This window comes from Antribacter soli, assembly GCF_021568775.1.
Taxonomy (GTDB): Bacteria; Actinomycetota; Actinomycetes; order Actinomycetales; family Cellulomonadaceae; genus Antribacter; species Antribacter soli.
Genome location: NZ_JAKGSG010000025.1, coordinates 106,774 through 118,350, shown reverse-complemented (window position 1 = coordinate 118,350; position 11,577 = coordinate 106,774). Strand labels below are relative to the sequence as shown.

General features: G+C 72.3%; 12 protein-coding genes. 7 read left to right on the top strand and 5 right to left on the bottom strand.

Going from position 1 to position 11,577, the window contains the following annotated elements:
• Window positions 1–10: 10 nt before the first annotated feature.
• The 3 genes from L1785_RS07980 (at window position 11) to L1785_RS07970 (ending at window position 3,607) form a co-directional block, all read left to right on the top strand.
• Window positions 11–1,144 (top strand): ABC transporter substrate-binding protein, encoded by a 1,134-nt coding sequence (locus L1785_RS07980; protein WP_236088684.1) that lies wholly within the window; start codon window positions 11–13, stop codon window positions 1,142–1,144.
• Window positions 1,145–1,433: 289 nt separating this feature from the next.
• Entirely contained in the window at window positions 1,434–2,357 is a 924-nt protein-coding gene (locus tag L1785_RS07975; protein ID WP_236088683.1) for a coiled-coil domain-containing protein, read from the top strand.
• A 107-nt stretch (window positions 2,358–2,464) separates the two neighbouring features.
• Window positions 2,465–3,607, top strand: coding sequence for an epoxide hydrolase family protein (locus tag L1785_RS07970; RefSeq protein ID WP_236088682.1), 1,143 nt, complete (start codon window positions 2,465–2,467; stop codon window positions 3,605–3,607).
• Between the two features lie 3 nt (window positions 3,608–3,610).
• On the opposite strand, the gene L1785_RS07965 is transcribed toward L1785_RS07970, so the two are convergent.
• The 3 genes from L1785_RS07965 to L1785_RS07955 form a co-directional block, all read right to left on the bottom strand.
• Complete coding sequence (locus L1785_RS07965) at window positions 3,611–4,465, bottom strand: endo alpha-1,4 polygalactosaminidase (RefSeq protein WP_308113294.1); 855 nt, start codon at window positions 4,463–4,465, stop codon at window positions 3,611–3,613.
• Window positions 4,462–4,872 (bottom strand): VOC family protein, encoded by a 411-nt coding sequence (locus L1785_RS07960; RefSeq protein ID WP_236088681.1) that lies wholly within the window; start codon window positions 4,870–4,872, stop codon window positions 4,462–4,464. The genes L1785_RS07965 and L1785_RS07960 overlap by 4 nt, the downstream gene beginning before the upstream one ends.
• A 73-nt stretch (window positions 4,873–4,945) precedes the next feature.
• On the bottom strand, window positions 4,946–5,548 hold the full coding sequence (locus L1785_RS07955; protein WP_236088680.1) for a hypothetical protein: 603 nt from the start codon (window positions 5,546–5,548) through the stop codon (window positions 4,946–4,948).
• A 184-nt stretch (window positions 5,549–5,732) separates the two neighbouring features.
• Here L1785_RS07955 and L1785_RS07950 point away from each other — a divergent pair, with 184 nt between their 5' ends.
• Window positions 5,733–6,917 carry a sensor histidine kinase gene (locus L1785_RS07950; RefSeq protein ID WP_236088679.1) on the top strand — a complete coding sequence of 395 codons (1,185 nt, stop codon included), beginning with the start codon at window positions 5,733–5,735 and terminating at the stop codon, window positions 6,915–6,917.
• Window positions 6,914–7,525, top strand: coding sequence for a response regulator transcription factor (locus L1785_RS07945; protein ID WP_236088678.1), 612 nt, complete (start codon window positions 6,914–6,916; stop codon window positions 7,523–7,525). The genes L1785_RS07950 and L1785_RS07945 overlap by 4 nt, the downstream gene beginning before the upstream one ends.
• Here the strand turns inward: L1785_RS07945 and L1785_RS07940 are convergent.
• Both L1785_RS07940 and L1785_RS07935 read right to left on the bottom strand, forming a co-directional pair.
• The gene (locus tag L1785_RS07940; RefSeq protein WP_236088677.1) at window positions 7,522–8,190 is read right to left on the bottom strand and encodes a response regulator transcription factor; all 669 of its coding nucleotides are present in this window, start codon (window positions 8,188–8,190) and stop codon (window positions 7,522–7,524) included. The two genes, L1785_RS07945 and L1785_RS07940, sit on opposite strands and share 4 nt — an antisense overlap.
• Window positions 8,187–9,350: a sensor histidine kinase gene (locus L1785_RS07935; RefSeq protein ID WP_236088676.1), complete on the bottom strand. Its 1,164-nt coding sequence runs from the start codon at window positions 9,348–9,350 to the stop codon at window positions 8,187–8,189. The genes L1785_RS07940 and L1785_RS07935 overlap by 4 nt, the downstream gene beginning before the upstream one ends.
• Before the next feature lie 192 nt (window positions 9,351–9,542).
• On the opposite strand from L1785_RS07935, the gene L1785_RS07930 reads away from it, so the two are divergent.
• Together L1785_RS07930 and L1785_RS07925 are read left to right on the top strand one after the other, a co-directional pair.
• On the top strand, window positions 9,543–10,238 hold the full coding sequence (locus L1785_RS07930) for an ABC transporter ATP-binding protein (RefSeq protein WP_236088675.1): 696 nt from the start codon (window positions 9,543–9,545) through the stop codon (window positions 10,236–10,238).
• Window positions 10,235–11,518, top strand: a complete 1,284-nt coding sequence (locus tag L1785_RS07925; RefSeq protein ID WP_236088674.1) for an ABC transporter permease — start codon at window positions 10,235–10,237, stop codon at window positions 11,516–11,518. The genes L1785_RS07930 and L1785_RS07925 overlap by 4 nt, the downstream gene beginning before the upstream one ends.
• The last annotated feature ends 59 nt before the right edge of the window (window positions 11,519–11,577 follow it).

Here is an 11,577-nt window from a genome sequence, read left to right as displayed (position 1 = left end):
GAGGAAAGACATGCATCGCAAGTATGTGCTCACCGCTGTCACCGGCGCCGTCGCCCTGGCGCTGACCGGGTGCGGAGGCGCGTCGGCCGGCACGCCGGAGAGCGACAGCGACCTGATACCCGTGACCCTGCAGCTCCAGTGGGTGGCGCAGGCGCAGTTCGCCGGGTATTACGCCGCCGTCGACCAGGGGTACTACGAGGACGAGGGCCTGGACGTCACGATCCAGGAGGCGGGAACGGACACCGTCCCGATCGACGTGCTCGCGTCCGGTGACGCGGACTACGCGATCTCCTGGGTGCCGAAGGTGCTCGGGTCCATCGAGCAGGGCACCCAGGTGACGAACGTGGCGCAGGTGTTCGAGCGGTCCGGGACGATGCAGATCGCGTTCAAGGACTCGGGCATCGTGGAGCCGGCGGACCTGGCGGGCAAGAAGGTCGGCTCGTGGGGCTACGGCAACGAGTGGGAGCTGTTCGCCGGCATGCAGGAGGCGGGCGTCGACACGTCGAGCGACATCGAGCTGGTGCAGCAGGCGTTCGACATGAACGGCTTCCTCGCCGGGGACATCGACGCCGCCCAGGCGATGACGTACAACGAGTACGCGCAGGTGCTGGAGACCGAGAACCCCGAAACGGGTAAGCTGTACCAGCCGGAGGACCTGAACGTCATCGACTGGAACGACCACGGCACGGCCATGCTGCAGGACGCCGTCTGGGCGGACTCCGCCCGGCTCGCCGAGGACCCCGCGTACGAGGAGACCACGGTGGCGTTCCTCAAGGCATCCCTGAAAGGCTGGGTCTACGTGCGCGACCATCCCGAGGAGGCGGCCACGATCGTCACCGCCGCGGGCTCGACGCTCGGTGCCTCGCACCAGCTCTGGCAGGCCAACGAGGTCAACAAGCTGATCTGGCCCTCCACCAGCGGGATCGGCCTGATGAACGCCGACCAGTGGGAGCAGACCGTCGCCATCGCGATGGGCACCAAGAACGAGACCGGCGCGACCGTCATCACCTCCGAGCCGCCGGAGTCCGCCTACACCACCGAGTACGTGGAGCAGGCGACCGCGGAGCTGGTCGAGGCGGGCGTGGACGTCATGGGTGCGCAGTACGAGCCGCTCGAGGTGAAGCTCGAGGCCGGCGGGAGCTGAGCCGGCGACCGGCTGACGCATCCGGCCGGTGGGTTCGACCGGCCGGATGCGGAGCTTCGCGTGACGTTCCCGGTCAAGGAGAGCCAGGGGGTCAGCAGACGCCATTGTCTGCGGAGGGAAGCCCCCCTGGCTCTCCTCTCGACGGTGGCATCGGCGCAATGGGCCGTCATCATCCGGTGCGGGGTGAACTACCCGGTCCGGCGCTCGCGAGCTGTGTTGAATGCTTTTTTCACCCGGAACGAACGCTTCCCTTGCGCCGGTCCCCACCGCGTCGTGCCACCCTGGAGGCGTGAGCGCGCAGGAGCGAGCCGACGTCGACGCGCTGGTCGACGCCTTGTACACGGGACCCCTCGACGACTTCGTCGCGGCGCGCGACGCGGTGGTCAAGCGCGTCGCGGGCAGCGGCGACCGCGTCGGTGCCGAGCGCGTCAAGAAGCTCACGAAGCCGACAGTCGCCGCGTGGGTGGCCAACCACGTCGCGCGGGAGCAGCCGAAGGAGCTCGAGGCGCTGGCGTCGATCGGCGACGAGCTGCGGGCCGCGACGGCTGACCGGGACCGGGGCCGGATCAAGGCGCTGGACCGGCTGCGGCGCGAGCGGACGGAGGCGCTCGTCGGCGCGCTGCGCGAGGCGGGCGAGGTGGACGGGCGACCGGTGTCGGCGAGCGTGCTCGACCGGCTTGCCGAGACGCTCACCGCGGCGGTCATGGACGCGGACGCCGCGGCGGCCGTCCGGGCGGGGCGGCTGTCGCAGGCGCTGCAGTACGTCGGGTTCGGCGTCGTCGACGAGGGTGGTGAGCCGGCCGACGTCGTCGCGCTGCGCACCGAGGTGGCGGGCGGCGAGCGGGCGAAGGGCGGCGCGGCGAAGGGGGACGACGCCGACGGCGGCGACGGGCTGGCGGCCGCCGAGCGTGAGGTCGAGGAGGCGTCCGCGGAGGTGGACCGGCTCGAGTCTCGCCACGACGACGCTCGCAAGCGGCTGCGCGAGGCGATCGACGCCGTCGGGCAGCGGGAGGACGAGGTGGCGCGCCTGGAGGCGGAGATCGAACGGCTCGTCGCCGAGCGCGATGCCGCCCGCGAGTCGCTCGACGACGCGCACGCGGCCGAGGACAAGGCGCGCACGGAGCTCTCGGCGGCCGAGGACGAGCTGGACGACGCCGAGGAACGTGCGGCCGAGGCGAGGAAGCGCCGGCGAGAGGCGCGACGGAAGGGGTGACCGTCGCCCCAGTTGCTCCCCGGCGGCCGCCGGCGCGCTGGGTCACCGACCGAGCCTCGCGCAGTAGCGGACAGCACCTGTCCGCTTCACCTGGCATCGTGAGTGTCATGACAGAGAACAGCGCACTCACCCCGTTCCGCATCGACATCCCGCAGGCCGACGTCGACGAGCTGCGGGACCGGCTCGCGCGCACCCGTCGGCCCCTCCCCGTGCCGGGCCGGGACGACCGCACGGACTTCAGCCGCGGCATCCCGCAGGCGTACCTGACGGAGCTCGCCGAGTACTGGCGCGACGGGTTCGACTGGCGCGCACAGGAGGCGGCGCTCAACGAGTACGAGCAGTTCACCACCGTCGTCGACGGGCAGACGTTCCACGTCGTGCACGTGCGCTCGGCGAACCCGGACGCCACCCCGCTCATCCTCAGCCACGGCTGGCCGGGCTCGTTCGTCGAGTACCAGCGCCTCATCCCGCTGCTGACCGACGAGTTCCACGTGGTCATCCCGTCGCTGCCCGGGTTCGGGTTCTCGACCCCGCTGTCGGGGACGGGCTGGGAGGTGGCCCGCACGACCGAGGCGTATGCCGAGATCATGACGCGACTCGGGTACGAGCGGTTCGCCGCACACGGCACCGACATCGGCGCGGGCACCACCGGCCGGCTCGCGGCGCTCTATCCGGAGCGCGTCATCGGCACCCACGTCGGGAGCGACGGCAGGATGCTCGGGATGGTCGGCGACAAGTTCCCCTACCCCGAAGGGCTGTCCGAGGACGAGGTCGCCCAGATCGAGGAGGTCCGCACCAGGGACGCCGCCGAGCGGGGCTATTTCGAGATGCAGAACCATCGCCCCGACACGATCGGCGCGGCGCTGACCGACTCGCCCGTCGGGCAGCTCGCGTGGATCGCCGAGAAGTTCCAGACCTGGACCAGCGGCGCGCACGCGACTCCGGACGCGGCGGTCGACCGCGACCAGCTGCTCACCAACGTCAGCCTGTACTGGTTCACCCGCAGCGGTGCGTCGAGCGCGCAGTTCTACTACGAGTCGGAGCACTCGGGGCTCGACTGGGTCGCGCCCTCGGGCGTGCCGGCCGGATGGGTGGTGTTCGACACGCACCCGCTCATGCGCCGCGCACTGGACCCGTGGAACGCCGTCAGCCACTGGAGCGAGTTCACCGAGGGCGGCCACTTCCCCGCCATGGAGGAGCCCGAGCTGCTCGCGAACGACATCCGCGACTTCTTCCGCAGCCTCCGCTGACCCTCAGCACTGCTCGTGGACGTACCCGGGGTCGTCGGGCGTCCCGAGGGCACGGTCGCGCAGGATCGTGAGGGGAAGGGTGCCGGGCGCGGCGCACGCCTCCTCGAACGGCGTGCCGAGCGTGTCCGGGTACTCGACCACGAGGACGTGCTCGCCGTACGCGGCGGTGTAGGCGCCGCACTCGTCGTAGGCGAGGCATTCCTCGGCGATCGCGAAGTCGAAGCCGAGGTCGTCCCGGGCGGTCGCCGCGATCTCGGCCGCGTTCTTCTGGCCGACGGCCAGGCCGGCGTCGTGCGCCAGCTCGACGTACGCGGCCGCGAGCGCCAGCGCGCCCGCCGGGTCGATGACGCCGGTCGCGGGGTCGTCGAACCGCGTCCAGGTGTCGAGGTTGTCGAGCTCGACGGCGTCGAACCCCGCGTCCGCGCACCCCGTCACGGCCGGACCGACGAGGGCGAGGATCTGCTCGCGCTGCCCTGCCGTCGACGGGTCGAGAACGTACTCGTCGGGCCAGTCCGGGTCCACGGCAACCTGGCCGTCGCCGTCGTGCAGCAGCAGGTCCTCGTGATCGAGCCAGCGGTCGTCGCCGGGCTGGGTCTGGAACCCGTTGACGTAGCAGATGGTGTAGGCGCCCCCGGCGGGCTCGGCGGTCGCGTCGCGCACGACGACATCGAGACCGCCGGGTGGCGTGTACGTGCCGCCGAGCTGGTAGTCGAACGTCCCGTGGGTGGGCGGCAGCGCCACGGGCGCCGCGGGACCCGGTGCGGCGCACGACGCGAGGAGCAGCACGGACGCGAGAACCAGGGCAAGTCTGCGGGTCATCCTGGCCGGTGCCACGGCCGACACCCGGGTCGTCCTCACGCCTCCGTGCGCGCCGCGAGCACGTCCAGGTAGTGCTGGTTGAACATCACGCCGAGCACGTTGCCGAAGGGGTCGACGACGGACGCCGTGACGAATCCGGGCCCGTGCTCCCGGGGCTCCTGGTGAACCGTGGCGCCCAGGGCGAGAAGCCGCTCGTAGGCGGCAGCGACGTCGTCGACGGCCCAGTAGGTCATCGCTCCGCCGGGCCCCTGGGCGGCTGGGGCGAACCGACGGTCGATGAACCCGAGCTCGTGCTGGTAGTCACCGATCCGGAACTCCACGTAGGCCAGGGCTCCCTCGATCTCGCGCGCGAAGTACGGCTCGATGCCGAGCACCTCCGTGTACCAGTCGCGGGCCGCCGTCAGGTCGTCGGCGTAGAAGTTGATGGTGGTCAGTCCTCGCAGCATGGGGGCACCCTATGCTCAGGCGATGGTGAGCGGCACCGGAGGGTCCCGCTCACCATCGCCTGGCCGTCGGGGATCAGCGAGCGACCGCGACCACCGCCGCCGCCAACAGCAGCACCAGCCCGAGCACCATGGGCCACCGGGGCCCCAGCCAGACCAGGTCGAGGCCGTGGACGTGCTCCGTGTACTCCGCCCGCCGCAGGAGCATCGCCCCTGCCATGGCCGGCACCATCAGCACGTGCCCCCAGAGCATCACGTCGCCGGCGGTGGCGACGCGCGCCCAGAAGAGCACCAGCAGCACCGCGAACGGCGCAGCCATGGCGGCGTTCATCTCCCAGATCGCGGCCCAGCCGTGCCGCCGGACCCGCATCCACACGGTCATGGCGGCCACCATGTCGAGCACCATCACCACCGCGGAGACGTCCGGCCGGTCCAGCAGGGCCTCGATCCCGAGGACCGTTCCCGCCCAGCCCCACGCCGGTGCCAGCAGCATCATGCCGAGCACCATCACCACGACCATCTCGGCCAGGTGCGCGAGGAACCGCACCACCTTCCGGCCGCGCGTCGCCGACCCGGCCCCGTGCACGTGCGCCCCGTAGCCGTGCGCCCCCTGCACGTGCGCCCCGCACGCCGCCGCCGGCTCGACCCGCTCCGTCGTCCCCTCCATCGACTCCGTCATCTTCGTCTCCTCGCCTCGGGCGGCGCTCCTCGCCGCGCTGGTCTCCACGCTGTCCGACGGCGCCCGCGGCCAGTAGTGCCGGACCGCACCCGGGCGCGGGCACCTGTCACGACCTGGCATGACAGATGTCATGAAGGTCCCGCGGGTCGCCCCGGCCCGACGACGGCGCTGGCAGGATGGCGTCATGAGCACCGCCCGGGCCGTCGCGGACGACGGCGGCAGCGGCCTCGTGAGCTTCCGCCGCAACACGTGGGGAGTCCTCGCGGGGACGGTGGCGTGCGTGCTGGGCTTCTCGGTCGGCGACTGGGTGCTGGACCCGGACGTCCATGCCGGTCTCCGCGCCGTCACGGGTCTGGCGACGGCGACGACGATCGTGGCATGCGCCGTCCTGCTGGCGCGGCGGATCCGGGACGAGGTGCCGTCGGCCGCCTGGCTCGCGACCGCCTGCTGCGCGGCGCTCGTCGCCGCCGCGGTGCCGCTCGCGCTCGGCAGCTTCGGGATCTGGCCGCTCGCGCCCGCCGCCACGATCTCGGTGCTGGTCACGTTCCTGCCCGCCCGCCGGGCGTGGTCGGCGCTCGGCGCCGCCCTGGTCGTGCTGCCGGCGATCGGCCTGGTCACGGCCGTGGCGATGGGCGAGCCCCGCGTGGGGCACGCGACGTGGATGCCCGCCCTGATGGTCCTGGCGTTCGGCCCCGCCATGGTCGGCATGCTCCACGCCTGGCAGGTCGCGGCCCGGCTCGACGACGCCCGGCGGCTCGCCGGGGAGCTCGCCGTGGCGGACGAGCGCCTCCGGTTCGCCGCTGACCTGCACGACATCCAGGGGCACCACCTCCAGGTGATCGCCCTGAAGAGCGAGCTCGCGGCGCGGCTCGCGGAGGCCGACCCGACGCGGGCGGCCGAGCAGATGCGCGAGGTGCAGCAGCTCGCCGGGGACGCCCTGCGCGAGACCCGCGCGCTGGTGCAGGGCTACCGGCGCACCACGCTCGACGCGGAGATCGCCAACGCGTCCAGGGTCCTGGCCGCCGCGGGCGTCAACGTCCGGGCCGACGTCGACGCCGACCTCGCGGCGTCCCTCACCCACGGGCCGCGCAGCCTGCTCGGCCTGGTGGTGCGTGAGGCGACCACCAACGTGCTGCGGCACAGCCGGGCCACCCGCGCCGCGATCGTCCTCGTGCCCGACGACGCCGGCGCCCGCCTCGTGATCGACAACGACGGCGCAGGTGGGACCTGGCCGGGCGGCGGACGGGCGGGGACCGGCGACGGCACCGGTCTCGCGTCCCTCGCGGAGCGGCTCGACGCCGTCGGCGGGCGCCTGTCCTGGACGAGCGAGGACGACCGGTTCGTGGTCACCGCGACGGTGGCCGGATGATCCGCCTGCTGCTGGCCGACGACGAGGAGCTGCTGCGCGGAGCGCTCTGCGCCCTCCTCGACCTCGAGGACGACCTGCAGGTCGTGGCCCAGGCCGCCACCACCACCCACGCCGTGCAGCTTGCCGAGCGGCACCGGCCCGACGTCGCCGTGCTGGACCTGGAGATGCCGCCCACCGACGGGCTGAGCGCGGCCGGGCAGATCCTGGCCCGCACCGACGGGACGACGCCCCGCATCATCATTGTCACGCGGCACGCCCGCCCCGCCGTCCTGCGCCGCGCCCTCGCCGCCGGGGTGAGCGGCTTCGTGCCCAAGTCGACGCCGGCGGCACGGCTCGCGCAGATCGTGCGTGACGTCGCCGCCGGTCGCCGGTACGTGGACCCGGAGATCGCCGCGTCCGCGCTCACGGAGAACGAGTGCCCGCTGACGGACCGCGAGCTGGAGGTCCTGCGGGAGGCGCGGACGGGCGGGCCGGTGGCGGACATCGCCGCCGCCGTGCACCTGGCGCCGGGGACCGTGCGCAACTACCTCTCGTCCGCGATGGCCAAGCTCGGCGTCGCCACCCGGCACGCGGCCGCCCACCGGGCCTGGGAGGAAGGCTGGATCTAGCGCTCGCGCGGCTGGACGAGCCCGTTCTCGTACGCGGCGATGACGAGCTGCGCGCGGTCGTGAGCGTGCAGCTTCGTCATGATGCGGTTGACGTGGGTCTTGGCGGTGTGCGGGGAGATGACCAGCAGGTCGGCGATCTCGTTGTTGGACCGTCCCGTACCGACGAGCGCGAGGACCTCGGACTCACGCTCGGTCAGGTCGTGCAGCTCCGGGGGCGGCTCGCTCGTGTGCGGGCGGGACGTGTGCACGTACCGGTCGATGAGGCTGCGGGTGGCGGTGGGGGACAGGAGGGCGTCGCCCCGGTCGACCGCTCGGATGGCGGCGGCGATCTCGTCGCGCTCGGCTCCCTTGCCGATGAAGCCGCTCGCACCGGCGCGCAGCGCGGCGACGATGTACTCGTCCTCCTCGAAGGTGGTCAGGATCAGGACCCGGACGGTGGCGAGCTCCGGGTCCGAGCAGATCGCCCGTGTCGCGGCGATGCCGTCCATGCCGGGCATGCGGATGTCCATCAGGACGACGTCGGGGCGGTGCTCCCGGGCGAGCGAGACAGCCTGGTGCCCGTCGGCCGCCTCGCCCGCAACCGTGAGGTCGCCGCTGTGCGTGATGAGATCGGTGATCGCCGAGCGGATGAGGGCCTGGTCGTCAGCGACGAGGACGGAGATCATGCGTTGTCTCCCGGATCGGTGGGCAGGTCGACGTCGAGCTGCCAGGAGCTCAACCCGGTCCGGCCATGGCTGAGCGTCCCGCGCACGGACTCGACGCGCTCGCGCGCCCCGACGAGGCCATGACCTGAGCGGGCGCTCTCCGCCGTCCCATCGGGCCGGGTGGGCACAGGATTCGTCACGGTGAGGCGCAGCCCGCCCTGCGCGTACTCGATGACGACGTGCGCGCGGTGCTCGGTGCCGTGCTTGTGGGCGTTCGTGAGCGCTTCCTGGATCACGCGCAGGGCGACGACGTCGACGGCCGGGGGCAGCTCGCGCGGGTCACCCAGCCGGCGCACCGTCACGTCGAGGCCGTGACCGCGGAACTCCCGCACGATGTCGTCGAGCTGGGCCAGCCCGACCGGCCCGGTGCCCGACGAGCCGGGATCACGCAGCGTGGCCAGCAGGTCGCCGATCTGGGTGAGCACGGTCCTCGAGGCGCGGCGGATCACGGCCAGCGAGTGCTCCGCGTCGTCCGGCCGGTCGCGCAGCGCGGACCCTGCGACGCCGGCGTGCAGGTTGATGACGGCGATCTGGTGCGCGACGGCGTCGTGCAGGTCGCGGGCGATCGCGAGCCGGTCCTCCGCGACGCGCTGGAGCGCGAGGGCCTCCCGGGTCGCCTCGGCGCGCTCGGCGCGCTCGGTGATCGCGAGGAACTGCTCGCCCTGCACCCGGACGACGTCGCCCAGCGCGCCGGCGAGCAGGATGAGGAGCAGGAACTGCACGGTGCCGTAGCGGATGGCGACGGCCGTCGCGCCGGCGACGAGGACCGCGACGGTGATGGTGAGCCACAACGCCCGCCGGCGGTCCGACTGCCGGCTCGCGGTGTAGGTGGCGACCGCGGTCGCCAGCACCGTGCCCGGGTTGAAGAGCTGGAGCGGGACGGTGAGCCAGACGAGGGCCGTCATCGCCGCGAGCGCCGGGACCGGTAGCCGGCGCCGCGCGACGAGCAGCGCGACCGCGACGAGGTTCAGCGCGGCGAGGTCGCCGCGCCACTCGGCGGACCCGGCCTCGTCGGACGGGAGCACGCTCGCCCCGAGGACCATGACGGACACCACGACGTGACCGACCCACCCGGGGACGCGGCGCGCGGGGCCGAGCCGTACGTCTGTGCTGCGTGTCATCCCGTCCCCGTTCGCTAGCGGCGCCGCTCCAAGCATCGCGCACGCGCCGCCCCTCGTGCGTCCGGCCCTCGTGGTATCCGGCCGTACCACGACCGCGGTACGCAGGTGTCCCCGCAGGGGCGATTCGCGCGGAGCTGCCCTGGCGGAGTGTTGACCCGTCAGCATCACCCGCCACACGAGAGGCAGTCCGACGTGGCATCCCCACTGATCTCCGTCACCAACCTGCACAAGACCTACGGGTCCGGGCCGAACGCGTTCGAGGCGCTCAAGGGGCTGGACCTGGACATCGCCGAGGGCGAGTCCATCGCGATCGTCGGGAAGAGCGGCTCGGGCAAGTCGACCCTGATGCACCTGCTCGCCCTGCTCGACCGACCCACCTCAGGGGCAATCACGCTGGACGGGACAGACACGTCCCGGCTGTCCGCCAAGCAGCTCAACGAGACCCGCAACAGTGCCTTCGGGTTCGTCTTCCAGCAGTTCTTCCTCAATGCCCAGGCCAGCGTCCTGGACAACGTGACGCTCCCGCTGAAGATCGCGGGGGTCTCGCGACGCGAGCGGACCGCCCGCGGGATGGCGGCCCTCGCTCAGCTCGAGCTCGACGACAAGGCCGGCAACAAGGCGAACGACCTGTCCGGCGGGCAGAAGCAGCGCGTCGTCATCGCGAGGGCGCTGATCAACCAGCCGCGCGTGATCTTCGCCGACGAGCCGACGGGCAACCTGGACACGGCCACGGGCGCCGTCGTTGAGGACATCCTCTTCGACCTCAACAGGCGGCAGGGCATCAACCTGGTCGTCGTCACCCACGACGAGGACCTCGCGTCCCGCTGCGACCGCAGCATCTACATCCGCGACGGCCTCATCGCCGCGCACGAGGGGGTGGCGGCATGAAGGCCGTCGACATCGTCGGAACCGCGTTCCGCAACGCCTTCCGGTCCAGGCTGCGTACCAGCCTGACCGTGCTGGCCATCTTCATCGGCGCCTTCACGCTCTCCCTGACCAACGGCCTGGGCACCGGCATCAACCAGTACATCGACGACACGGTGGCCTCCGTCGGGGTCGACGACGTCATGACGGTCACCAAGGCGAGCGAGACCGCACCCACCGACGGCGGCCCCGCCGAGTACGACCCCAACCAGATCGCCGCCGACGGCCCGCCCGGCTCCACCGTCTCGGCGCTGAACGACGACGACATCGACACCATCGCCGGCATCGACGGCGTGCTGAGCGTCCTGCCGACCAAGAGCGTCATGACCGACTACGTCCAGTACGACGACGGGACCAGGTACCAGCTGTCCATGGCCCAGTTCGTGCCCGGGATGAAGGTCGAGCTGGCGGCCGGCGAACAGGTCGACCTCGACGCCGACGAGGCCCAGCTCGTGCTGCCCGAGAGCTACCTCGAGCCGCTGGGTCTGGGCACCGCCGACGACGCCGTGGGGCAGACCGTGACGCTGGCCGTCACCGATGCCACCGGAACTCGGACGACGACCGACGCGATCGTCGTCGGCGTCGCCGAGCCCGGCCTGATCACCATGGGCGGCGCGATCCCGAACGACGCCCTCACCGAGACGCTCTACGACCTGCAGGCCGCGGGCGCACCCGAGTCCAAGCCCACCCAGTACGCCCAGGCGTCCGTGTGGTTCGACGCCGACGCCGGCGAGGAGGAGACCCAGGCCCTGCAGGACCGGCTGGAGGCGGCCGGGTACACCGGCAGCACCCTCGAGGACCAGCTCGGCACGATCACCTCGGTGATCGACGCCATCGTGCTGGTGCTCAACGGGTTCGCGGTGATCGCCTTGATCGCGGCGGGCATCGGGATCGTCAACACCCTCTTCATGGCGGTCCAGGAGCGCACGCGCGAGGTCGGGCTGATGAAGGCGATGGGGCTGTCGAGCGCCCGGGTCTTCTCCCTGTTCAGCATCGAGGCCGTCGTCATCGGCCTGGCCGGCAGCGCCCTGGGTGTCCTCGCCGCGATCGGCGTCGGGGAGCTCGTAGGCAGTGTGTCCGGGTCGCTCCTGGCGAACCTGCCCGGACTGACGCTGATCGCGTTCGATCCGGTCTCGGTGGCCGTCGTCGTCCTCAGTGTCATGGCGATCGCCTTCCTCGCCGGCACGCTGCCCGCCCTGCGGGCGGCCCGGCAGGACCCGATCTCGTCGCTGCGGTACGAGTGACGGACCGAGGGTGACGGCGGCCGGGCGGTTGGACGACGCCCGGCCGCCGTCGCCGTCGT

Coding starts and splice junctions, on each gene's coding strand:
- L1785_RS07940 (WP_236088677.1), bottom strand. CDS start 8,190: ATGATCTCCGTCCTCGTCGCTGACGACCAGGCCCTCATCCGCTCGGCG.
- L1785_RS07980 (WP_236088684.1), top strand. CDS start 11: ATGCATCGCAAGTATGTGCTCACCGCTGTCACCGGCGCCGTCGCCCTG.
- L1785_RS07935 (WP_236088676.1), bottom strand. CDS start 9,350: ATGACACGCAGCACAGACGTACGGCTCGGCCCCGCGCGCCGCGTCCCC.
- L1785_RS07955 (WP_236088680.1), bottom strand. CDS start 5,548: ATGACGGAGTCGATGGAGGGGACGACGGAGCGGGTCGAGCCGGCGGCG.
- L1785_RS07925 (WP_236088674.1), top strand. CDS start 10,235: ATGAAGGCCGTCGACATCGTCGGAACCGCGTTCCGCAACGCCTTCCGG.
- L1785_RS07950 (WP_236088679.1), top strand. CDS start 5,733: ATGAGCACCGCCCGGGCCGTCGCGGACGACGGCGGCAGCGGCCTCGTG.
- L1785_RS07970 (WP_236088682.1), top strand. CDS start 2,465: ATGACAGAGAACAGCGCACTCACCCCGTTCCGCATCGACATCCCGCAG.
- L1785_RS07960 (WP_236088681.1), bottom strand. CDS start 4,872: ATGCTGCGAGGACTGACCACCATCAACTTCTACGCCGACGACCTGACG.
- L1785_RS07945 (WP_236088678.1), top strand. CDS start 6,914: ATGATCCGCCTGCTGCTGGCCGACGACGAGGAGCTGCTGCGCGGAGCG.